This window comes from Inquilinus sp. 2KB_23 (assembly GCF_052115705.1).
Taxonomy (GTDB): domain Bacteria; phylum Pseudomonadota; class Alphaproteobacteria; order DSM-16000; family Inquilinaceae; genus Inquilinus; species Inquilinus ginsengisoli_A.
This window is the reverse complement of the sequence record NZ_JBFRHF010000025.1, coordinates 82778-105731: the sequence shown is the minus strand read 5'-3', so window position 1 is coordinate 105731 and position 22954 is coordinate 82778. Positions and strand designations below refer to the sequence as shown.

The 22954-nt window shown below is 69.4% G+C and carries 21 protein-coding genes; 5 read left to right on the top strand and 16 right to left on the bottom strand.

The window, feature by feature from the left end:
• Window positions 1–2: 2 nt before the first annotated feature.
• Both AB4112_RS27355 and AB4112_RS27350 read right to left on the bottom strand, forming a co-directional pair.
• A complete protein-coding gene (locus tag AB4112_RS27355; protein WP_441724192.1) occupies window positions 3–1922 on the bottom strand; it encodes a long-chain fatty acid--CoA ligase in 1920 nt (639 codons plus the stop codon).
• Complete coding sequence (locus tag AB4112_RS27350) at window positions 1919–2728, bottom strand: ABC transporter ATP-binding protein (RefSeq protein WP_441724190.1); 810 nt, start codon at window positions 2726–2728, stop codon at window positions 1919–1921. Before AB4112_RS27350 ends, AB4112_RS27355 begins: the two co-directional genes overlap by 4 nt.
• A 350-nt stretch (window positions 2729–3078) precedes the next feature.
• On the opposite strand from AB4112_RS27350, the gene AB4112_RS27345 reads away from it, so the two are divergent.
• Window positions 3079–3585: a hypothetical protein gene (locus AB4112_RS27345; RefSeq protein ID WP_441724188.1), complete on the top strand. Its 507-nt coding sequence runs from the start codon at window positions 3079–3081 to the stop codon at window positions 3583–3585.
• Between the two features lie 24 nt (window positions 3586–3609).
• Here AB4112_RS27345 and AB4112_RS27340 read toward each other — a convergent pair whose 3' ends face one another.
• Window positions 3610–4014, bottom strand: coding sequence for a heme-binding protein (locus AB4112_RS27340; protein WP_441724186.1), 405 nt, complete (start codon window positions 4012–4014; stop codon window positions 3610–3612).
• Between the two features lie 300 nt (window positions 4015–4314).
• Here AB4112_RS27340 and AB4112_RS27335 point away from each other — a divergent pair, with 300 nt between their 5' ends.
• From AB4112_RS27335 to AB4112_RS27320, 4 genes are all read left to right on the top strand, one after another.
• Complete coding sequence (locus AB4112_RS27335; protein ID WP_441724184.1) at window positions 4315–5454, top strand: acyl-CoA dehydrogenase family protein; 1140 nt, start codon at window positions 4315–4317, stop codon at window positions 5452–5454.
• A gap of 21 nt (window positions 5455–5475) precedes the next feature.
• Window positions 5476–6549 carry an enoyl-CoA hydratase/isomerase family protein gene (locus AB4112_RS27330; RefSeq protein WP_441724182.1) on the top strand — a complete coding sequence of 358 codons (1074 nt, stop codon included), beginning with the start codon at window positions 5476–5478 and terminating at the stop codon, window positions 6547–6549.
• 43 nt (window positions 6550–6592) lie between these two features.
• On the top strand, window positions 6593–7483 hold the full coding sequence (gene mmsB, locus AB4112_RS27325; RefSeq protein WP_441724180.1) for a 3-hydroxyisobutyrate dehydrogenase: 891 nt from the start codon (window positions 6593–6595) through the stop codon (window positions 7481–7483).
• 213 nt (window positions 7484–7696) lie between these two features.
• Complete coding sequence (locus tag AB4112_RS27320; RefSeq protein ID WP_441724178.1) at window positions 7697–8533, top strand: transglutaminase-like domain-containing protein; 837 nt, start codon at window positions 7697–7699, stop codon at window positions 8531–8533.
• Between the two features lie 10 nt (window positions 8534–8543).
• On the opposite strand, the gene AB4112_RS27315 is transcribed toward AB4112_RS27320, so the two are convergent.
• From AB4112_RS27315 to rpsF, 13 genes are all read right to left on the bottom strand, one after another.
• Window positions 8544–9263: an SDR family NAD(P)-dependent oxidoreductase gene (locus tag AB4112_RS27315; protein WP_441724176.1), complete on the bottom strand. Its 720-nt coding sequence runs from the start codon at window positions 9261–9263 to the stop codon at window positions 8544–8546.
• Between the two features lie 4 nt (window positions 9264–9267).
• The gene (gene purF / locus AB4112_RS27310; protein ID WP_309799765.1) at window positions 9268–10734 is read right to left on the bottom strand and encodes an amidophosphoribosyltransferase; all 1467 of its coding nucleotides are present in this window, start codon (window positions 10732–10734) and stop codon (window positions 9268–9270) included.
• A gap of 68 nt (window positions 10735–10802) precedes the next feature.
• Window positions 10803–11585, bottom strand: a complete 783-nt coding sequence (locus AB4112_RS27305; protein WP_441724174.1) for a CvpA family protein — start codon at window positions 11583–11585, stop codon at window positions 10803–10805.
• Window positions 11572–13011 (bottom strand): DNA repair protein RadA, encoded by a 1440-nt coding sequence (radA, locus tag AB4112_RS27300; protein WP_309799216.1) that lies wholly within the window; start codon window positions 13009–13011, stop codon window positions 11572–11574. Before radA ends, AB4112_RS27305 begins: the two co-directional genes overlap by 14 nt.
• A gap of 14 nt (window positions 13012–13025) precedes the next feature.
• Window positions 13026–13805: an ABC transporter ATP-binding protein gene (locus AB4112_RS27295; RefSeq protein ID WP_309799218.1), complete on the bottom strand. Its 780-nt coding sequence runs from the start codon at window positions 13803–13805 to the stop codon at window positions 13026–13028.
• A 7-nt stretch (window positions 13806–13812) separates the two neighbouring features.
• Complete coding sequence (locus AB4112_RS27290; RefSeq protein ID WP_309799220.1) at window positions 13813–14583, bottom strand: MlaE family ABC transporter permease; 771 nt, start codon at window positions 14581–14583, stop codon at window positions 13813–13815.
• Window positions 14580–15698, bottom strand: coding sequence for an alanine racemase (alr, locus tag AB4112_RS27285; protein WP_441724171.1), 1119 nt, complete (start codon window positions 15696–15698; stop codon window positions 14580–14582). The genes AB4112_RS27290 and alr overlap by 4 nt, the downstream gene beginning before the upstream one ends.
• Window positions 15688–17175, bottom strand: a complete 1488-nt coding sequence (locus AB4112_RS27280; RefSeq protein ID WP_309799224.1) for a replicative DNA helicase — start codon at window positions 17173–17175, stop codon at window positions 15688–15690. Before AB4112_RS27280 ends, alr begins: the two co-directional genes overlap by 11 nt.
• A 115-nt stretch (window positions 17176–17290) precedes the next feature.
• On the bottom strand, window positions 17291–18712 hold the full coding sequence (locus AB4112_RS27275; RefSeq protein WP_441724169.1) for a virulence factor family protein: 1422 nt from the start codon (window positions 18710–18712) through the stop codon (window positions 17291–17293).
• Between the two features lie 14 nt (window positions 18713–18726).
• Window positions 18727–21279 carry a bifunctional lysylphosphatidylglycerol flippase/synthetase MprF gene (mprF, locus tag AB4112_RS27270; protein ID WP_309799228.1) on the bottom strand — a complete coding sequence of 851 codons (2553 nt, stop codon included), beginning with the start codon at window positions 21277–21279 and terminating at the stop codon, window positions 18727–18729.
• A gap of 277 nt (window positions 21280–21556) precedes the next feature.
• Window positions 21557–22153: a 50S ribosomal protein L9 gene (rplI, locus tag AB4112_RS27265; protein WP_309799230.1), complete on the bottom strand. Its 597-nt coding sequence runs from the start codon at window positions 22151–22153 to the stop codon at window positions 21557–21559.
• 12 nt (window positions 22154–22165) lie between these two features.
• Window positions 22166–22396, bottom strand: a complete 231-nt coding sequence (rpsR, locus tag AB4112_RS27260; protein WP_306770208.1) for a 30S ribosomal protein S18 — start codon at window positions 22394–22396, stop codon at window positions 22166–22168.
• Between the two features lie 5 nt (window positions 22397–22401).
• Window positions 22402–22878, bottom strand: a complete 477-nt coding sequence (gene rpsF, locus AB4112_RS27255) for a 30S ribosomal protein S6 (RefSeq protein ID WP_309799237.1) — start codon at window positions 22876–22878, stop codon at window positions 22402–22404.
• Between the last annotated feature and the right edge of the window lie 76 nt (window positions 22879–22954).

Here is a 22954-nt window from a genome sequence, read left to right as displayed (position 1 = left end):
GCTCACTCCGCCGCGTGGCGCTGGCCGGGCCGGCCGGGCGCGAGGTCGACCACCTTCAGCGTGGTCCGGATCCGCTGCTTCGTGCCGTCCTGGAAGGCGATGGTGGTGTCGACCGGGATCGCCGGGTCGCCGCGATACACCGCGTCGATGATGTCGCCGTATTTCTCGCCGATCACGCCGCGCCGCACCTTGCGGGTGCGGGTCAGTTCGCCGTCATCGGCGTCCAGCTCCTTGTACAAGAGCAGGAAGCGGCGGATGCGCTGGGCCTCGGGCAGCCCGGCATTCACCGTCTCAACCTCGCGGCGCAGCAGGGCATAGACCTCGTCGCGGCCCGACAGGTCGGTGTAGGTGGTGAAGGAAATCCGCTTCTTCTCCGCCCATTTCGACACGATCGGGAAGCGGATGCAGATGATCGCGGCCAGGTCCGGCCGGCCATGGCCCAGGATCACCGCCTCGCCGACGAAGGGCGAAAATTTCAGCTTGTTCTCGATGTGCTGCGGGCTGAAGCGGTCGCCGCCGCTGGTGACGGCGAGGTCCTTCAGCCGGTCGATGACCACGAGATGGCCGCGGGCGTCGACATAGCCGGCATCGCCGGTGGCCAGCCAGCCGTCGCGCAGGTCCGCGGTCGACGCCGCCTCGTTGCGGTAGTAGCCCAGGAACATGTTGGGGTGGCGGGTGACGATCTCGCCGACGCCGTTGGGGTCCGGCGCGTCGATCCGCAGCTCGACCGTCTCGTCGAAGGCGACGCCGACCGTGTCGAAATCGACATCGTCGGCGGCGTGGATGGTGTAGGCGCCCAGCAGCTCGGTCTGGCCGTAGAGCTGGCGCAGCGGCACGCCCATGGCGAGGAAGAAGCGGAAGGTGTCAGGCCCCAACGCGGCGCCGCCGGTCGCGGCCGAGCGCAGCCGCGAGAAGCCCAGCCGGTCGCGCAGGGCGGCGAACAGCAGCAGCTTCGAAAGCGGTGATTTTCGCTTCCGATCAAGTGCTTTCAGTCCGATCTTCATTCCGAGGTCGAACAGCCGGCGCTTGAGCACGGAGGCATCCATCATCCGGCTGCGGACATCGGCGGCCAGCCCCTCCCACACCCGCGGCGCCAGCAGCACGAAGCTGGGCCCGATCTCGCGGAAATCGGCCCAGGTGGTGCTCTGCTCCTCGACGAAGTTCACCACCATCCGGCATTGCAGCGCTTTGCCGAAGACGTAGACCTGCTCCATGATCCAGGACAGCGGCAGCACCGAGACGTATTCGTCCTTCGGCCCCTTGGGGTCGACCGCGAGGTAGCTGGCGCTGTGCCGGATCAGCGAACCGGCCGACAGCATCGCCAGCTTGGGATGGGCAGTGGTGCCGGAGGTGGTGCACAGCACCGCGACGTCGTCTCCGCGCGTCGCCGCCACCATGCGGTCGTACAGGCCGGGCTCGGCGGCCTCCAGCGCGGCGCCGCCGGCGATGAAGGCCTCGACCGGCAGCAGCCGCGGGTCGTCGTATTTCCGCATGCCGCGCGGGTCGGTGTAGACGATGTGGCGCAGGCTGGGGATGCGGTCGCCCAGCGCCAGCAGCTTGTCGACCTGCTCCTCATCCTCGGCCAGCACCAGGGCGATGCCGGCATGGTCGATCAGGTAGGCGACCTCCTCGTCCAGCGCGTCGCGGTACAGGCCCAGGCTCATGGCGCCGGCGGCGTGGGTGGCGATCTCGCCCGCCACCCAGTCCGGCCGGTTGTCGCCGATCAGCCCGACCACGGCGCCCGGCCCGATGCCCAGGGCGCGCAGGGCCAGGGCAAGGTCGCGCACCCGGGCGTGGAAGCCGGCCCAGCTGATCTCGCGCCAGATGCCGAAATCCTTCTCGCGCAGCGCCACCGCATCCGGCCACTGCGCCGCGTTGCGGGCGACCAGCTTGGGGAAGGTGTCGAGTGGGGCGTCGGTCAAGCCGCCGCCTCCTCGTCGACTTCGCCGAGATAGGCGCGGCGGACATGGGGGTCGGCCAGCACCGCCTCGGGCTCGCCCTCGGCGATCTTGCGGCCGAAATCCAGCACCATGACCCGGTGCGAGATGTCCATCACCACGCCCATGTCGTGCTCGATCATGATCACCGTCATGCCCCATTCGGCGTTGAGGTCGACGATGAAGCGGGCCATGTCCTCCTTCTCCTCGAGGTTCATGCCGGCCATCGGCTCGTCCAGCAGGATCAGGTCGGGCCGCAGCGCGATGGCGCGGGCGAGTTCGACGCGCTTACGCAAGCCGTAAGAGAGAGTACCTGCAAGGGCGCGGCGGACATGCTGGATCTCGAGGAAATCGATGATCTCCTCGACCGCGCGGCGGTGGCTCAGCTCCTCCTGCCGGGCGCCGCCCAGCCACCACAGCGCCCCGGTCAGGACGTTGTTCTTCAGCAGGTGGTGGCGACCGACCATGATGTTGTCGAGCACCGACATGTGGGCGAACAGCGCCAGGTTCTGGAAGGTGCGGCCGAGCCCGGCCCGGGCGCTGGGCCTCAGCCGGGTGATGTCGCGGCCCTTGTAGAGGATGCGTCCCGCGGTCGGGCTGTAGCGGCCGGAGATGCAGTTGACCATCGAGGTCTTGCCGGCGCCGTTCGGGCCGATGATCGAGAACAGCTCGCCGCGCCGGACGGTGAAGCCGACCTCGGTCAGCGCCTTCACCCCGCCGAAGGCGAGGCTGACCGCATCGGCGGTCAGCAGCGCGTCATCCGATGGGGGCCCTGCGGTCCCGGCCTGCATGTCTCTCCCCCTGAGCCCAATCGACCGGGCGCACCGTCTGCCGGGTGCTTCCCGGGCGGATCGTGTCGAGACAATCCGCCGCACCGCAGTGTCGCGGATGCAGCCGGAAAAACGCAAGCCGGTAAAAGCGGTTAGGGATGGGCGCTGGTCGAGGGGCTGCGCGCTGGCCTCGCGTCCCCGGGGCAGCGCTCCCCCTTCGTCATTGCGAGGAGGCGAAGCCGACGAAGCAATCCATGCCAGGCGTCGACGTGGATTGCTTCGCTGCGCTCGCAATGACGGTGAGGGTGAGCTGGCCTGATAAACACAATGTGCATTGTGTTAACTGGCTCACCTCGTTCATGATGTGTTCTATGGAAAAGGCACCAGAAGACCTCGACATCCAGGCCTACTGCCGCCGCCTCGCGCTGCAGCAGGTGGAGATGCTTACCCGCCTCGCCGAGATGAGCATGCAGCTGGGGGATGACGAGGGCGCCCGCGCCCTCGCCGCCGAGGCCCAGGTTGCCCGGGCGAGAGCCGCCGGCTCGAAGGCCGACGAGGCCGCGGCGGTGGCGGCCAGGGCTGGGCCGAGCACGCGGCGCCCGGCCCGGTCGGCGGGCAGCCCGGCGGAGATCCAGGCGATCCGGGCCCGGCGCCGGGATGCGGTGATCGCCGCGGTCGAGCGAGACTTTGCGAAATACGCCGATCCCGCCCTGATCCCGGCCCTCCGGGCCGGGCTGGCGGTGCGGCTGCAGGAGCCCGATGTGGTCGAGATGCTCGACACCGAGACCATCGCCGTCGCCACCGCCGCCGACCGCCTGTGCCGGTCCCTCGGGCTCGGCTTCAAGATCTACAAACCGGACGCCCCGGACACCGAGTGACGGATGGGCCGGGCCGTCCCGCCCTCACAGCACCCCGATCGCGGCGTCGCCGATCGCGTGGTCGTGCTCGGCGCCCGCCCCGGCGATGCCGAGCGCGCCGGCGACCGCCCCGGCCTCGCGCCAGGGGAAGCCGCCGGGCTGCACCAGCATCTCCGGCAGGCCGGCCAGCAGCGCCGCCTCGACCGGGTCGCGGCTCAGCCGCAGGGCGACGCCGCGGGTCGGCTCTGCGAAATGCACCGCCGCCGCGGCCCGGCGCCGGGCGATGGCCAGCGTCAGGTGGTCGACGCCATCCATCCGCGCCGCCGCCACGATGTGGCCGCCGCGATCGATCACGACCGCCGCGATCCGCCGGCCGCGCGCCGCTGCATCGGCCAATGCGCGGGACAGGACGGCCTGGGCTTCCTCCAGGGCAGGGGCGAAGGCAGACATGAAGGGCTCCAGGGCAGGAGAGTATCGAGAGAACAGCAACAACCGCTCCTCACTTTGTCATGCCACGGCTTGACCGTGGCATCCAGGGGCGGCCGGAGCAGCTCTTGGTGGCCCCTGGATTGCCCGGTCAAGCCGGGCAATGACATTAAAAGTCGAGATCCGTGCCTCATTCTCAACCCGGAAAGCTCAACCGGACACCCGTGGACTTGACCCGGCCATGACAGACCAGGGAAAGGCGCCGCGAAACAATCGTACGCGACGCCCCTTGATCCCGCGGCCGGTTGCGGCCACGCTGTGGCCATGAGCTTCACACTGAACGCCGACCAGGACGCCATCCGCGATGCCGCGCGCGCCTTTGCCGTGGAGCAGATGGCCCCCCACGCCGCCCGCTGGGACGAGGAGCAGATCTTCCCGGTCGACACGCTGCGCCAGGCCGCGGCGCTGGGCTTCGCCGGCATCTATTGCGGCGAGGCCCATGGCGGCAGCGGGCTGACCCGCCGCGACGCCGCCATCGTGTTCGAGGAGCTGTCGGCCGCCTGCATCTCCACCGCGGCTTACATCTCGATCCACAATATGGTCGGCTGGATGATCGACAGCTTCGGGTCGGAGGAGTTGAAGGCCCGCTTCCTGCCGTCGCTGATGACCATGGAGCGCTTCTCCAGCTACTGCCTGACCGAACCCGGCTCAGGCTCCGACGCCGCGTCGCTGCGCACCCGGGCGGTGCGGGACGGCGACCACTATGTGCTGAACGGCTCCAAGGCCTTCATCTCCGGCGGGTCGACCTCCGACGTCTATGTCGTGATGGTGCGGACCGGGGAGGCGGGGCCGAAGGGCATCTCGGCGGTGATCGTCGAGAAGGGCACGCCCGGCCTGTCCTTCGGCAAGAAGGAGAAGAAGCTGGGCTGGAACAGCCAGGTCACCACCGCGGTGATCTTCGAGGATTGCCGCGTCCCGGTCGCCAACCGGCTGGGCGAGGAGGGGCAGGGCTTCACCTTCGCGATGAAGGGGCTGGACGGCGGCCGGGTCAACATCGGCGCCTGCTCGGTCGGTGGCGCCCGCGCCTGCCTGGAGGCGGCGCGCAGCCACATGCTGCAGCGCAGCCAGTTCGGCCGCAAGATCGCCGAGTTCCAGGCGCTGCAGTTCAAGCTGGCGGACATGGCGATCGACCTCGACGCCGCCCGGCTGATGATCCACCGCGCCGCGGATTCGCTCGACCGCCGCGACCCGGACGCGACCCAGCACTGCGCCATGGCCAAGCGCTTCGCCACCGACGCCGGCTTCAGGATCTGCAACGATGCGCTGCAGCTGCATGGCGGCTACGGTTACATCAAGGAGTATCCGGTGGAGCGTTTCCTGCGCGACATCAGGGTCAACCAGATCCTGGAAGGCACCAACGAGATCATGCGCCTGATCGTGGCCCGGCGCCTGCTGGCGGAATGAGGGCGGCCGAGTGAGCAAGGGATGACCGACGAGATCCTGTTCGACCGCGAGGGGCCGATCGCCATCGTCACCCTGAACCGGCCGAAGGCGCTGAACGCGCTGACGCTGGGGATGTGCCGGGCGCTGCTGCCGAAGATCGCGGAGTGGACCGACGATCCGTATCTGCACGCCGTGGTGGTGCGCGGCGCCGGCGACCGCGCCTTCTGCGCCGGCGGCGACATCCGCGCGGTCTACGACCTCGGCCCCGCCGCCGCCAAGGCGGCGCTGGCCGGCGATCCGGAGGCGGATTTCTTCCGCACCGAGTACCGGCTGAACCACGCCATCCACCATTTCCCCAAGCCCTGGATCGCGTTGCTCGACGGCGTCACCATGGGCGGCGGACTCGGCCTGTCGGTGCATGGCTCGCACCGGGTGACCACCGAGAAGGCGATGTGCGCCATGCCCGAATGCGGCATCGGCCTGTTCCCGGACATCGGCGGCGGCTGGTTCCTGCCACGCTGCCCGGGCGAGACCGGCACCTATCTGGCGCTGACCGGCGCCCGGCTGCATGCCGCCGACCTGCTGTACACCCGGCTGGCGACGCATCATGTCGCCTCGGCCCGGGTCGACGACCTGGTGGCGGCGTTGGCCGATGCGGCGTGGATCGGCACTGGCGGGCTGGTGGCGGAAGCGGTGCTGCAGGACTTCGCCGCCGATCCCGGCGTCGCCGCCCTGCCGGCGCTGCGCCCGGTGATCGACGCCTGCTTCCGGCACGACACGGTGGAGGAGATCCTGGCCGCCCTGGATGCCGAGGGCGGCGACTGGGCCACGGCCGCGGCGGCGCAGATCCGGGCGGGGTCGCCGACCAGCCTGAAGGTCACGCTGCGCCAGATGCGCCAGGGCAAGACCATGCCCTATGACGCGGTGGCGGCGATGGAGTTCCGCATGGTCCACCGCTTTCTGTCCGCGCCGGATGTGTTCGAGGGCATCCGGGCCCAGCTGGTGGACAAGACCCGCGACCCGAAATGGCGGCCGGCGACGCTGGATGCGGTCGACGAGGCGGATGTCGCGGCCTATTTCCAGCCACTGCCCGGCCCCGAGCTGACCTTCGACTGAACGAGACAGACGGGCGGTCCACGCCCGGTGTGAGGAGACCCCGATGTCGCTGCGTATCGCCTTTCTCGGGCTCGGCCATATGGGCCGGCCGATGGCGCTGAACCTGCTCAAGGCCGGGCATTCGGTGACCGGCTTCGATCCGGTGGATTCCGTCCGCACGGCGGTGGTGAAGGAGGGGATCGACGCCAAGCCCTCGATCGCCGCGGCGGTGGACGAGGCGCAGGTGGTGATCAGCATGCTGCCGACCGGCGCCCATGCTCGCGAGGCCTATCTCGGCGCCGACGGGGTCTGCGTCAATGCGCCCGCCGGCGGGCTGCTGATCGACTGCTCGACCATCGACGTCGACAGCGCCCGCGCCATCGAGAAGGAGGTGACGGGCCGCGGCTTCGCCATGGTCGACGCCCCGGTCTCCGGCGGCACCGGCGGCGCCACGGCCGGCACGCTGACCTTCATGGTCGGCGGCGCGGACGACGCCTTCGCCCGGGCCGAGCCGGTGTTGCAGGCGATGGGCAAGACCATCGTCCACACCGGCGGCCCCGGCACCGGCCAGGCGGCGAAGATCTGCAACAACATGGTGCTCGGCATCTCGATGATCGCGGTGTCGGAGGCTTTCGCCCTGGCCGACAAGCTGGGGCTGGAGCGCCAGGCGCTGTTCGACGTGGCCTCCAAGAGCTCCGGCCAGTGCTGGTCGCTGACCACCTATTGCCCGGTGCCCGGGCCGGTGCCGACCTCGCCGGCCAACCGCGACTACGCCGCCGGCTTCACCGCGGCGATGATGCTGAAGGACCTGCGCCTGTCGCAATCCGCGGCCCAGGCCGCCGGCGCTGCCACGCCGCTGGGCGCCGCGGCGGCCGCGCTTTACACGTTGTTTGTGAACGAAGGGCAGAAAGATACTGATTTTTCAGGAATCTTCAAGATGATCGCCGGCGAATAGCGAGCGGTCCAACCCGGGCGGCACAGGATTGACCCGACGCGGCTGTATCGGCCGATGCCGGAACCCAAACCGCCGCGCATCTGTTACGATCGCGCAGCAGCGGCTTCGGCCCGTGTTTCGTGCCGTGGAGCCCAAGCCGGATCAGAACCGCCGGAATGTCGGGGGAGGGCGTGACCCGAGAGTGCCGTCAATGCGGCCACAGAAGGATGGGTCATGCGGATTCGCGTCGGATTTGATCTGGTCTATGACTGCCCGCAGCCGACGCCGATGCTGGTGATGCTGCGGATCCATCCGTCGCGCGATGCGGATGTGACCACGCCCGACCTGCTGCGCACCGACCCGGCCGTGCCGATCGAGACCTATGTCGACAGCTTCGGCAACCGCTGCGGCCGGCTGCTGGCGCCGGCCGGGAAGATCCGCTTCTCCACCGACGCGATCGTGCTCGACAGCGGCCTGACCGAGCCGGTGGTGCCGGAGGCGGCGGAGATCCCGGTGCCGGCGCTGCCCGAGGACAGCCTGGTCTTCCTGCTCGGCAGCCGCTACTGCCAGACCGACCTGATGTCCGAGACCGCCTGGAAGCTGTTCGGCACGGGCCCGACCGGCTGGGCCAAGGTGCAGGCGATCTGCGACTTCGTGCACAGCCATGTGCGCTTCGGCTACGACCATGCGCGGCCGACCAAATCGGCCTGGGACGTGTATGAGGAGCGGACCGGCGTGTGCCGCGACTTCGCGCATCTCGCCATCACGCTGTGCCGCTGCATGAACATCCCGGCGCGCTACTGCACCGGCTATCTCGGCGACATCGGCCTGCCGCCCGACCCGGCGCCGATGGATTTCAGCGCCTGGTTCGAGGCCTATCTCGGCGGCCGCTGGTACACCTTCGACGCCCGCCACAACACGCCGCGCATCGGCCGGGTGCTGATGGCGCGAGGGCGCGACGCGGCGGATGTCGCGCTCAGCAACAGCTTCGGCATGACCACGCTGGCCGGCTTCAAGGTGTGGTCGGACGAGGTCACGGGCTGGACGCGGGATCCGTCCGAGGACGCTTGAGGCCGGGACCTCAGTCCCAGTCGGCGACCTTGCCGGCGGTGAGCCCGTCGCCCGACAGGAGATGGGCGAGCAGGCGGTCGGCGGCGGCGTCCGGCGCCGGCTGGCTGCCTTGGGGTTCGCCGGGGAAGCCCTGTTCGCGCAGGCGGCTGGTCATCGGGCCGGGGTGGAACAGCGCCACCCGCAGCTCGGTCTTCGCCGTCTCCGCCGCATACAGCCCGGCCAGGGTGTCCAGCCCGGCCTTGGCCACGGCGTAGGCGTTCCAATAGGCGATGCCGGTCCGCGCGATCCGGTCGGTGACGAAGATCGCGCGCGGCGCCGCGGCGGCGCGCAGCAGCGCGTCGGCCGAGCGGATCAGCCGGTAGTTGGCATTCAGGTTGAGATCCAGCACCTGGCCCCAGACCTTGGCGTCGCTGTAGGCGACCGGGCCGAGATGGCCGAGCATCGCGGCATTGCCGACCAGGATGTCGAGCTTGCCGAAGCGCTGGGCCAGCGACCCGCCGAGCAGGTCGATCTGCTCGAACTTCGACAGGTCCATCGGCACCAGCGTGGCGCTGCCGCCCACCGCCTTGATCGCGTCGTCGGTCTGCTCCAGCCCGCCGACGGTGCGGGCGGCGCAGACGACATGGGCACCGGCGCCGGCCAGCCGGACCGCAACCGCGGCACCGAAGCCGCGCGACGCCCCGGTGACGAGCGCGATCCGCCCCTCCAGGGGCCTGGTGGTCTCGGTCATCGGCTCAGGTGCGTTCGGAGAGGGAGGAGCTGCGGCGCGGCGCCGCCTCGTTGTCGGTCAGCGGTGTCGGATAGTCGCCGGTGAAGCAGGCGTCGCAGAACTGGCGGGCATTGCCGGCCCGCTTCGGCGCGCCCATCGCCCGGTACAGCCCGTCGATCGAGATGAAGGCCAGGCTGTCGACGCCGATCAGCTCGGTCATCTGCTCGACCGAGTAGTTGTGCGCCAGCAGCTTCGACTTCTCCGGCGTGTCGACGCCGTAGAAGCAGGGGTTGGTGGTCGGCGGGCTGGAGATCCGCATATGGACCTCCTTGGCGCCGGCCGCGCGCACCATCTTCACGATCTTCTGGCTGGTGGTGCCGCGCACGATCGAATCATCGACCAGCACCACCCGGCGGCCTTCGATCATCGCCCGGTTGGCGTTGTGCTTCAGGCGCACGCCGAGATGGCGGATCTGGTCGCTCGGCTCGATGAAGGTGCGGCCGACATAGTGGTTGCGGATGATGCCGAGCTCGAACGGCACGCCGCTCTGCGCCGCGAAACCGATGGCGGAAGGCACGCCGGAATCGGGCACCGGGATGACGACATCGGCCTCGACGGGCGATTCGATCGCCAGCTCGGAGCCGATCCGGCGGCGCGCCTGGTAGACCGAGGCGCCTTCGACCACGCTGTCGGGCCGGGAGAAGTAGACGTATTCGAAGATGCAGAAGCGGCGCTCGGCCGGTTGGAACGGCTTGATGCTGGTGACCTTGCCGCCCTGCAGCACCACCATCTCGCCCGGCTCGACGTCGCGGACGAACTCGGCGTCGATGATGTCCAGCGCGCAGGTCTCCGACGCCAGGACATGGCTGGTGCCGGACGCGGTCTCCAGCTTGCCCAGCACCAGCGGCCGGAAGCCCATCGGGTCGCGGATGCCGATGACATGCTCGGGCGCCAGGGCGATCAGCGAATAGGCCCCCTCGACCTGGCGCATCGCCTCGACCAGCCGGTCGATCACGTTGCCGCCGCGCGCGGTTGCCATCAGGTGCAGGAACACCTCGGTGTCCGAGGTCGACTGGAACAGGCAGCCGCGGCTGACCAGCTGGTGGCGCAGCCGGCCGGCATTGGTCAGGTTGCCGTTGTGAGCGATGGCGAAGCCGCCGAACTCGAAATCAGCGAACAGCGGCTGGACGTTGCGCAGGCCGGCGCCGCCGGTGGTGGCATAGCGGTCATGGCCGATCGCGGCGTTGCCCTTGAGCTGGCTGACGACCGAATGCGCCGAGAAGGTGTCGCCGACATGGCCGATGGCCCGGTGGGCGTGGAACTGCTCGCCGTCATAGGAGACGATGCCGCAGGCTTCCTGGCCGCGATGCTGCAGGGCGTGCAGCCCGAGCGCGGTCATCGGCGCGGCCTCCGGATGGCCCATGATGCCGAAGATGCCGCACTCCTCCCGCAGCGTGTCGCCGTGGAGGTCGAAGGGGTCTGTCGTCAGCATGAAGCTGCGGTAGCTCCTGATCCTGGGCGCCATCGGCGCCATTCGGAACGTCTGGCGCCTATATAGTGTCAACCGCCACCGGTTGCACCCGCGTTCGACGGGGGGGCCGGATGCGTCTGTGTTGGGTGTGTCGGCGTCAGGGTCGGCGCGGCCGGCCGCGGTGCCGCCGGCTGGGCCGGTGCCGGCTGAGCCGGGGCGGGCGCGGGGGCCGGAGCTGCCGGCTGCTGCACCGGCTGGGCCGGCGCCGCCGGTGCTGCGGGCTGGCCCTGGTTCAGCAGGCTGCCGATCGGGTCGGTGATGGTCTGCGGCGTCAGCGGCCCGGCCTCCTGCTTCGCCTTGTCGAGGGCGCTGGCCACCATCTCCTGCGGCACCAGGCTCTTCAGGTAGTTCGAGCCGGCCTGGACCCAGGGCAGCATCCGGGCGTTCTCCAGCCAGGGCGGCCGCTTGGTCTCGGGGAACACCCAGGTCAGCAGCAGGTAGCCCAGGCACACCAGCACGGCGCCGCGCAACAGCCCGAACAGGAAACCCAGCGACCGGTCGACCGCGCTCAGCGCCGATCCCTTCACCACCTTCGCCAGCATGTGGCTGATGGTGGAGAAGATCACCAGCGCGACGATGAAGATGCCGACCCCGGTCAGGATGTCGGCCAGCAGCTGCATCTGGATGTACTGCCGCAGATAGGGCTTCGCGTCGCCATAGGTCCATAGCGTGACCAGGGCGGCGCCGACCCAGCCGGCGATCGACAGCACCTCGGCGACGAAGCCGCGCGCCAGCGCCAGGAAGGCGGAAATGGCGAGGATGATCAGGATCGCGATGTCGCCGGCGGCGATGGGAAGGCTATCCAGAATCACTCTCCTCGAAACTCTTGCGTCGGCCGGTGCCTGCTCCGCGCCCTTCCACGCCGAACAGGGCCACCAGCTCTTCGAGCCGGGCGAGGCCGCGGCGCTCGATCGGGATCGCGTCGCGGCCGGCGGGGCGGCCCCTCTTCGGGTGTCCTTGTGGCACGATCGCGGCGGTGAATCCAAGCTTCGCCGCTTCCTTCAGCCGGGCCTCGCTCTGCCCCACCGCGCGGATCTCGCCGGACAGGCCGATCTCGCCGAACACCACGGTCTCGCGCGGCACCGGCACGCCGGTCAGCGACGAGACCAGGGCTGCAGCCACCGCCAGGTCGGCCGCCGGCTCGGCGATGCGCAGGCCGCCGGCGACGTTGAGATAGACGTCGTTCATGCCGATGGCGACGCCGCAGCGCGCCTCCAAGACCGCCAGCACCATGGCCAGGCGGGCGCTGTCCCAGCCGACCACGGCGCGGCGCGGGGTGCCCAGCGGCGAGGGCGCGACCAGGGCCTGGATCTCGACCAGCACCGGCCGGGTGCCCTCCAGCCCGGCGAACACCGCGGCGCCGGAGACGTCGCCGCTGCGGTCGGCCAGGAACAGCTCGGACGGGTTGGAGACCTCGGCCAGGCCGCCATCGGTCATCTCGAACACGCCGATCTCGTCGGTGGCGCCGAATCGGTTCTTCACCGCGCGCAGGATGCGGAACTGATGGCCGCGCTCGCCTTCGAAATACAGGACGCTGTCGACCATGTGCTCCAGCACCCGCGGGCCGGCGATGGCACCGTCCTTGGTGACATGGCCGACGATCAGCAGCGCGGCGCCGCGGCGCTTGGCATGGCGGATCAGCTCCGCCGCCGAGGCGCGGACCTGGGCCACGGTGCCCGGCGCGCTCTCCAGCGCATCCAGGAACATGGTCTGGATCGAATCGATCACCACCACCCGCGGCCCGTCCGGCCGGTCCATGGCGGCGATAATGTCGCGGACGTTGGAGGAGGCGGCGAGGCGGATCGGCGCGTCGGCCAAGCCCAGGCGCCGGGCCCGCATGCGGATCTGGTCGACCGCCTCCTCGCCCGAGACGTAGGCGCATTCGACGGTGCCGGCCAGGCGGCACAGCACCTGCAGCACCAGGGTCGACTTGCCGATGCCGGGGTCGCCGCCGATCAGGATGGCCGAGCCGGGGACGATGCCGCCGCCGCAGACCCGGTCGAACTCCTCATTGCCGCTGCGCCAGCGCGGCTCCTCGATGGTGGCGGCGGTCAGGTCGGTGAAGGCCAGGGCGCGGCCGGTCGCGGCGTTCTTGGCGCCGCCGAAGGCCTTGGGCGTGGCTTCGACCACCTCCTCGACCAGCGTGTTCCACTCGCCGCAGGATTCGCAACGCCCGGCCCAGCGGGGAAAGCTGGCGCCGCAGTTCTGGCAGATGTAGCGGGTGGTGTTCTTGGCCACGGGCCAACCTTACGTCAGGAGACGCGGACCTGCATCTGGATCGGCCCGTCGGCGCGGCCATGCACGAACTGGTCGACATAGGGGTTGCCGGGGTCATCCACCTTTTCCGCACGATCGGCCCAGATGATCCGGCCTTCGTAGATCATGGCAATGCGGTCGGCGATCTTGCGGGCGCTGGCCATGTCGTGGGTGATCGACAGGGTGGTGGCGCCCAGGTCGCGACGGCACTTCACGATCAGGTCGTTGATCACGTCGGCCATGATCGGGTCGAGGCCGGTGGTCGGCTCGTCGAAGAAGATGATCTCGGGTTCGGCGGCGATGGCGCGGGCCAGGCCGACGCGCTTCTGCATGCCGCCCGACAGCTCGGCCGGGAACAGCATGGCGACGTCGGGGCCGAGGCCGACCTGGGCCAGCTTGCTGACGGCGATGTCCTTGGCCGCCTTGCGCGCCACGCCGCGGCCCTGGATCAGGCCGAAGGCCACGTTCTCCCAGACCGGCAGGCTGTCGAACAGGGCGGCGCCCTGGAACAGCATGCCGAAGCGGTTCATCAGCGCCACCCGGTCGGAACCGGAGAGGCGGCTGGTTTCGACGCCGTCGATCAGGATGCGGCCCTTGTCCGGCCGGATCAGGCCGAGGATCGACTTCAGCAGCACCGACTTGCCGGTGCCGGAGCCGCCGATCACGACCAGGGATTCGCCGGCCGCGATCTCCAGGTCTATGCCGCACAGCACCTGCTTCGGGCCGAAGGCCTTGGTGACGCCCTCGAGCCGGATCTTGGGGGTGGTGGTGGTCATCGCCGCATTACCCCACGAACAGCCCGGTGATCATGAAGTCGAACAGCAGGATCAGGATGGAGGAGGAGACCACCGCGTTGGTGGTGGCCGCGCCCACGCCCTGCGCGCCGCCGCGCGAGTTGTAGCCGTGATAGCTGCCCATCAGCGCCACGACGAAGCCGAACACCGCGGCCTTGACCAGGCTGAGGACGACGTCTTCGACTTCGAGAGCCTGCCAGGTCGAAACCATATAGGCCGAGGGGTTGGCGTCCAGCCGGTAGACGCTGATCAGGAAGCCGCCGAACACGCCGATGATGTCGGCGACGATGACCAGGCAGGGCAGCATCAGCAGGCCGGCGATCAGCCGTGGTGCCACCAGGTACTTGTACGGGTTGGTCGACAGGGTGCTCAGCGCGTCGATCTGCTCGGTCACCCGCATGGTGCCGATCTCGGCGGCCATCGAGGCGCCGATGCGGCCGGCGACCATCAGACCGGCCAGCACCGGCCCCAGCTCGCGCACCACCGACAGGAGGACGACGCTGGCGCCGAAGCCGCCGGCGCCGAATCGGCTGAATCCCGCCTGGGTCTGCAGCGCCAGCACCATGCCGGTGAACAGCGCCGTCAGCCCGACCACCGGCAGCGAGTAGTAGCCGATATCGACGATCTGGCGCCCGAACAGCCGGGGATAGAAGGGCGGCCGGACGCACTGCACCAGCCCGTTCGCGGCGAACAGGGCGAGGCGTCCGATGGCGGCCAGGAAAGCGAGGAAGGCCCGGCCGATCGCGGCGAGGAAGTTCATAAGGCGCCGCCGACATAGTGCCGGGCGTAGCGCCGGCCGAGGCTGGTCAGGATCTCATAGCCGATGGTCCCGGCGCTCGCGGCCAACCGCTCGGGCGGCAGGTCCGGGCCGATGATCTCGGCCAGGGCGCCGGGCACCGCCAATGGTTCGGGAATGTGGGTCACGTCCACCGTGATCAGATCCATCGAGATGCGGCCGGTGATCGGCGCGGTGAAGCCTGCGATGCGCACGGCGCCCCTGTCACCCGAGGCGCGGAGAACGCCATCGGCATAGCCCACGGCGATCGTCGCGATCCGGCCGGGACCCTCCACGCGGTGGGCCGCACCGTATCCAACGGTCATGGGGGTGTCAACGCGGCGGGTCTGCAGGATCCGGGCCTGCAGCCGCACCACCCCCATCATGGGGTTCGGCCGGTCCGGCGTGGGGTTGATGCCGTAGAGGGCTGCGCCGGGCCGGGTCAGGTCGCCCTGGAAGTCTGGGCCGAGGAAGATGCCGGAGGAGTTGGCGATGCTGACCGGCGCCGGCGGCAGCCTAGCCACGGCCTGGCGGAACCGCTTCAGCTGGGCCCGGTTCATCGGATTGTCGGACTCCTCGGCGCAGGCGAGGTGAGTCATCCAGGCGATGGGCGCGATGCCGGCCAGCGCGGACGGATCGCCGGCCAGCCGGTCCTGGTCCTCCGGCGCCAGGCCGAGGCGGTTCATGCCGCTGTCGAGATGGACGAAGCCGGGCAGGGTGGTGCCCAGCGCCGCGGCATGGGCGGCCCAGGCCGCGATCTCACCCGGGTCATTCAGCGCCGGGACCAGGCGATGGGCGCTGTACTCCGCCGCATGGGTCGGCAGCAGGCCGTTGAGGACGACGATGCGGGGTTCGGTGAGCACCGCCCGAAGGGCGATGCCTTCTTCCAGATGCGCGACGAAGAAGCTGCTGGCGCCGGCGGCGGCCAGGGCCCGGCCGACCTGGGCGGCGCCGAGGCCGTAGCCGTCGGCCTTGAGCACGGCGCCGCATTCCGCCGGCATGCCTTGTGCCGAAAGCCGGCGCCAATTCTCGGCGACGGCGTCGAGATCGATGGTCAGGAGGGCGCCGGCCCGGCCCAGCGCCGCATCCTCACTGGTCATCAAAGCTGGGGTCGGTCTGCAGGTTCGAGAACTTGGTGTACTGGCCCTCGAAATGCAGGCGCCGCGTGCCGGTCGGGCCGTGGCGCTGCTTGGCGACGATGACCTCGGCGACGTTGTGGACCCGGTCCATCGCCGCCATCCAGTCCTGGTGCTCCGGCGTGCCCTCCGGCGGCTCGCCCTTCGAGAGGTAGTAGGCCTCGCGATAGACGAACATGACGACGTCGGCGTCCTGCTCGATCGAGCCGGATTCGCGAAGGTCGGACAACTGCGGCCGCTTGTCCTCGCGGTTCTCGACCTGGCGCGACAGCTGCGACAGGGCGATCACCGGGATGCTCAGATCCTTGGCCAGGATCTTCAGGCCGCGGGTGATCTCGGAGATCTCCTGCACCCGGTTCTCGTTCTTCTTGGTCGATCCGGCGCTCATCAGCTGGATGTAGTCGACCACCAGCATGCCGAGATTGTGCTGCCGTTTCAGTCGCAAGGCGCGCGTTCTTAAGGTGCTGATCGAGACGCCGGCGGTGTCGTCGACGAAGAACGGGGTCTGCCGGATCAGGTTGGCGGCCTCGACCACGCGCGGGAAGTCCGCCCGCTTCATATCGCCCTTGCGGATCTTCTCCGACGGGATCTCGGCGACCTCGGACAGGATACGGACGGCGAGCTGGTCGGACGACATTTCCATCGAGAAGAAGCCGACCACGGCGCCTTCCTTGCCGTTCTTGCGCAGGTAGGCGGTGGCGGCGTTGAAGGCCATGTTGGTGGCCAGCGCGGTCTTGCCCATGCCCGGGCGGCCGGCCAGCACGATCAGGTCCGACGGCTGCAGGCCGCCCATCATCTTGTCGATCTCGGCCAGGCCGGTGGTCACGCCGGTCAGCGGCGTGTCGCGCTCCAGCGCCTTGCCGGCGGCCTCGACCGCGCGGGCCAGGATGTCGCCGAACGGCTCGAAATCCTTGCGCAGCACGCCGGAGCTGGAGAGGCGGTACAGCTTCTCCTCGCCCTCCTGGATCTGGGCCGGGCCGTCCTGCTCGTTGTCGAGCTTGTAGGCGTCGTTGACGATCTCCTCGCCGGCGAGGATCAGCTGACGCCGCAGCGACAGGTCGTAGATGGTCTGGGCGTAGTCCTCGGCATTCATCACCGAGACCACGCTGGCCGCCAGGTCGGTCAGGTACTGGGCGCCGCCGACGCCCTCCAGCTCGTTGTCGGTCTCGAAATACTGCTTCAGGCTGATCGGGTCGGCGACCCGGTTCAGCTCGGCGAGTCGCATCGCGGCGCCGTAGATCCGGCCATGCGCGGGCACGTAGAAATGCTCGGGCCGCAGGAAGTCCGAGGCCTTCTCCAGCGCGGCGTTGTTGGCGAGGATGGCGCCCAGCAGCGCCTGTTCGGCTTCCTCGTTCGCCGGCATCCGGCGGTAGTTCGGGCTCGCCATCGGGTCGGCGCTGTGAACGAGGGTGAGGGGGGCGTCGGGGCGCGATTTCTCCATAGGCCCACCCTACCCCAGCCGGGCGGGGCATCGCCAGAACCACCGGCCCGTCATCCTGTGGATAGCGGGATCAAATGTGCACAGATCTGTGGACAACCGGAATTCCGATGTCAAATCAGGGTGTTGTCGTCTTGATAGCGGCGCCCGGGCTGCCGGCCTGCAGTCGCTTCGCGGCGCCGTCCATGATCACCTTCGCCAGGCTGTCGTAATCGCCGTCGAAATGATGGCCGCCGGTGGTCTTGATGATCTCGGTACCGGCCATGGCGGGGTTCGGGCACACCGTGTCGTCCTCCTCCTCGCCGTAGAAGCACTGGATGCGGGCGGGGTCGATCGATTTGAGCTCCGGCAGCACCGGCGGCGCGTCGTCGTCGGCGCTGACGCCCAGCCAGCCGGTGACGCGGATCTCGAAATCGGTGCGTTCGGCGAGGCCGAGCAGGCTCAACTGCGTGACCTTGGCCTTCTCCGCCGCCGGCAGCCGGTTGAAGGCGAAGGGCAGCACATTGGCGCCGAAGGAATAGCCGATCAGCACCACGTGCTGGGCGCCCCAGGCCTTGGTGTAGTGGTCGATGATATGGGCCAGGTCCTTGGCCGTCTGGTCCGGCGTCCGCTGGCTCCAGAAATAGCGCAGGCTGTCGACGCCGACCGCCGAAACCCCAGACTTCTGAAGGGCTTCGCCGATAGTCTTGTCGAGATCCTGCCAGCCGCCGTCACCGGAATAGATGATGGCGAGGGTGGGCGAGGGGCCGGCGGCCTGCAGTTCCTCCAGCGGCAGGCTGCTGACCGCCGCGCTGTCGGGGTCGGTCGCCTTCGCATCCTGGGGCAACATCGCCGTCACCCGGTCGGCCAGGGACGAGCCCTTGTCCAGCGTCACGACTTCGCCGCCCGACGCCGTGGCGAAGGCGGACACCGCAGGGTCCGGCTGCTCGAGGCCGACGCGCCACCAGCCGGGGATATGGGGCTGCGAGCCGTAGGTGAAGCCGCCGCCCGGGGCCGGCGTCGCTGCAGGCAGGTCGTTGGGGCCGGAGCACAGCGGCAGCTTGGTCTGCACCGCCGGCATCGCGCCGATGCTGGCGCCGCCCTGGATCGTGGTCTTCGCGGCGGCCTGGGCGACCGCGACATAGGCCATGGTCGCGCCCTGGCCGGTGCCGACCACGATCGGGGCGCGGTAGGTGCTGAACTTGTATTCGCGCTCCAGCCGCTGGCTCAGATCCTCGAAGTCGCCGGCCGGGGAATGGCAGTCGGTGTCGTCGTTCTTGTCCAGCCCGGCCAGGTAGCTCTTCAGGTCGACGCCGACGACGAAGGTGCCGGTGGCCTGCAACTGCTCCGCGGCGGTTTCGAACTCGGGCGTCCAGCCGGTGGCGTCGGAAAGCAGGAAGACCATGGCGCCGGGCTGGTCCGCCGGCTGCCACAGTCGGATCGAGCCGAGGTCGCCGCCATCATAGTTCCGCGGCGGCGTGGCCGAGGCGCGCTCGGCCGGCAGGAACCAGGTCGCCGCGACCACGGCGACGCCCGCCGCCACACCCGCTGCGGCGGCCACAAGCCAGGATCGTCTCATCGTGCGACCAGCCCCTTGATCCCGCCGCCGATCAGCGCCGCGATGTCGGAGATGGCGAGGGCCGGGGCCAGGCCGCTCGGCGTCGCCAGGTAGCGCGGCTCCCACACCGGGTCGAACTTCTGCTTGAAGGCGCGCAGCCCCTCGAAATTGTAGAAGCGCGCGCCGCTGCGGTAGACGAAGCGGCCGATGCGATGCCACAGCGGCGCCATCGGGTGCGAATCCATGCCTGAGAGCGGCGCCATGCCGAGGCTGAGCGTCTCGTACCCGGCCCCTTGGAAATGCACGATCAGCTTGGTGATCAGGTATTCCATGACCAGGCGCGAGGTCGCCTCGGTGTGGCGCATCAGGTCGATCGCCACCTCGGCGGTCTCATCCGTCGTCATCAGGCTGGCGAAGGCGACGAGGCGGCCATTCTCGCGGATCAGTGCCAGCGTCGAACCCTGGACGTAATCGGGGCCGAAGGCGCCCAGCGAGAACTTCTTTTCGCGCGCGGCCTGCTTGGTCAGCCAGGCGTCGGACACGGCGGCCAGCTCGCTGATCAGCGGCATCCCGGCGCCGGCCGGCACGATCTCGAAGGTCAGCCCGTCCTTCTCGCCGCGGGTCAGGGCGTAGCGCAGGGCCTTCTTGCGGCCGCCGCCCTCCAGGGTGAAGCCACGCAGCGGGATCCGCGCCTCCTCGCCCAGCTTCGACAGGGTCATGCCGGTGTCGAGGTAGAGCGGCAGGGTCTCGGCGCGCACGGCGTAGTAGGCCGGGCGGCCGCTGCTGGCCTCGGTCATCTCGCGGAAGCGCCAGATCAGCTCGGGCCAGTCCTCACGCGCGCCCACCGGGTCGCCCAGCGCCGCCCAGGTGCGGCCCTGGATGGCGTACATCAGGAATGCCTTGCCGCTGTCGGAGAACAGGATCGCCTTGTCGCCCATGCGCACCAGGTTGGCCTCGGCCCGAGGCTGCTGCCGCAGGATCTGCTCGGCCCGGAACAGCTCGGCCGCGGTCGGCGCCACCGCCCGGCCGCGATGGGCGCGGACCAGGTGCCACAGCCCGTACAGCGTGGCCAGCAGGCTGACCACCACCATGGCGCGAAGGGCGCGCGACGCCTCCTCATGGATCTCGAAGGTCCACCACAGGTCGTTGGCGTAGGCGACGTGGCGGAAGGAGAAGAAGGTCAGCCAGGCCATGCCGCCGACCACGCTGCCCAGGGCGACCAGCCAGCCCGGCGTCATCGGCTGCTCGAACAGGGCGGAGCGGCGCCAGAACTCCTGCCGGCAGGGCAGCATGATCACCAGGCACAGGAGCAGCAGCAGCGCCTCGCGCCAGGCGAAGCCCTTGCCCAGCGCCAGCACCGCGCTGGCGCCGAGCAGCGCCAGGGTCAGCCAGTAAGCGGCGATCAGGCGTCGGAACAGACCCCAGGCCACGACCAGCAGCGCCAGCCCGACCACGCTGGCCAGCAGGTGCGACAGCTCGACCACGGCGACCGGCAGGGTCTCCAGAATCTCGAAGCGGCTCTTCAGCGTCGGCGTCGCCGCCGAGATCAGCAGCAGGGTGCCGATGACGAAGACCAGCGCCGCCATCAGCGACGGCATCAGCCGGCCGGCGACGTCGAGCGTCAGCCGGGTGGGGACGTGGGTCTGCAGCTGTCGGACGCCGCGGGCCGCCTCGGCGCCCGCCAGGATGCCGACCGCCAGGATCACCGGGATCAGGAAATAGACCGCGCGGTAGATCACCAGCGCGGCGGCGATGGCCGACGGCGGCAGCACCGAGCCGAGGCCGAGCAGCATCACCGTCTCGAACACGCCGACGCCGCCCGGGACATGGCTGACGATGCCGGCCACGGTGGCGACCACGAACACGACGAAGAAGGCGCTGAAGGACACGCTGCCATGGGGCAGCAGCACCCAGAAGGCGAAGCCGGCGAACAGCAGCTCGACGGCGGAGATCAGCAGTTGGCCGGAGGCGATGCCGAAGCTGGGCAGCGCAATCCGCCCGAACAGCGGCTGGTCGGGGCGGCGGCGGGCGCACAGCAGCAGGAACCAGGCGGCCCCGGCCAGCACCGCGACCGCACCCGCCGTGACCCAGGCGGTGCGGATACCCAGCGCCTGGGTCACCAGATGCGGCTGCAGCAGCAGCGCCGTGGCACCGACCGTGGTGATGCCGAAGCCGAAGGCGAGGGCGCAGAACCCGGCGATCCGGGCGATGTCGGCGAAATCCAGCCCGGTGGCGGTGTAGACGCGGTAGCGGACCGAACTGGCAGTGACCAGCCCGCCGATGGTGTTGCCGACGGCGTAGCCGCAGAAGCTGGCCAGCGCCATGGTGCGGAACGGTACCTTGGCGCCGACATAGCGCAGCGCCGACCAGTCATAGCCGATCAGGGCGGTGAAGCTGCCGATGGTGCCGACCAGGGTCAGCAGCACGGCGGACCAGCGCAGGCCCCGGATCTGGACCACCAGGTCATGCCACTTCATCGTCTCCAGCTGGTGCCGGATGGCATAGGCCGCGCCGGCGAACAGCAGCAGGGTGACGATGGTCAGCAGGGCCGGCTTCAGGCGCTGGTGCATGGGCCGACTCACAGAGCCGCCGGCGACGGCCGGCATTTCGGCAGTGGGAAGGGAGACCGCCTGCGGCTGTGCCGTGGACATGGACTTGAGGACTCGATCGGATCGGAAGCCCGGACGCTAACCCTGTCCGACCTCCGGATCACGTTAAGAGTTTGCAACCCGGGTGTTAGATTACCGTCATTCCGCCGAACAGGATGCCGCGGATGGCGGTCCTACAAATGAAAAAGCGCGGATCCGAAGATCCGCGCCATTCCACAGCAAGGATAGATGGGGCCGATTACGCGGCCTCACCCTCCGTGTCGACATCTTCGGCCTCGGTCGCGATGCGGCCGGCCTCGGCAGCAGCGGCCGCCTCGGCGGCTTCTTCCTCGTCTTCGAGCAAGGACGCCGAGACCATGCCGCCACGCGCACGCTGCATCTCGGCCTCTTCGGCCGAACGGGCGACGTTCACGGTGACGGTGACGCTGACCTCGGGGTGCAGCCGCAGCCGGACCTTCTCAAGACCCAGGGTCTTGATCGGGTGCTCGATCGCGACCTGGCTCCGATCGACGCTGTAGCCGTCCGTGGTCAGGGACTCCGCGATGTCGCGGGCCGACACCGAACCGTACAGCTGGCCGCTGTCGCCGGCCTGGCGGATGACGACGATCTGGACGTCGTTCATGCGCCCGGCCACCTTCTCGGCCTCGGCCTTGAGCTCGAGGTTGTTCGCCTCGATCTGGACGCGCTGCTTCTCGAACACGGCGAGGTTCGCCTTGGTCGCGCGCAGCGCCTTCTTCTGCGGCAGGAGGTAGTTGCGGGCGAAGCCGGGCTTCACCTTCACCACGTCGCCGATCTGGCCGAGTTTCTCGACCCGCTCCAGCAGGATGATTTCCATCGGATCCTCCCCTTACTTCACGATGTAGGGCAGGAGGCCGAGGAACCGCGCGCGCTTGATGGCGCGGGCCAGCTCACGCTGCTTCTTGGCGGACACCGCGGTGATGCGGCTCGGGACGATCTTGCCGCGCTCGGAGATGAAACGGCCGAGCAGCTTGGTGTCTTTGTAGTCGATCTTCGGCGCGTTGGCGCCGGAGAACGGGCAGGTCTTCCGACGACGGAAGAACGGACGCCGTGCACCCATCGCACTCATGCCGGAACTCCTTCACCACCCTCGGGGCGGTCGCCGCCGAAGCCACGGTCGCGGCGGCCGTCACGGTCGCCACCACGGGTGTCGCGGTCACCACCGCGGCCCTCGCGGTCGCCACGGCCATCACGGTCGCGGCCGTCGCGGTCACGGCTGGCCCGGCTCTGCATCATCGCGGACGGGCCTTCCTCGAGGGCGTCCATGCGCAGGGTCAGGGTGCGCAGCACGTCTTCGTTGATGCCCATCAGGCGCTCCATCTCGGCCACGGCGGCCGACGGGGCGTCGATGTTCAGCAGGACGTAGTGGCCCTTGCGGTTCTTCTTGATCCGGTAGGCGAAGCTCTTCAGGCCCCAATACTCGGTCTTGGTGACCTTGCCGCCATTCTCGGTGATGATGGTGGTGAAGCCCTCGGTCAGGGCCTCCACCTGCGTGGCGGAAACATCCTGCCGCGCGATGTACACGCTCTCGTATAGTGGCATGGTAACTCCTTGTGGCTGTTCCCGGCATGGCGCTGTGCGGCGAACCGCCAGCCGCCCATACCAAAGCCGACCGCTA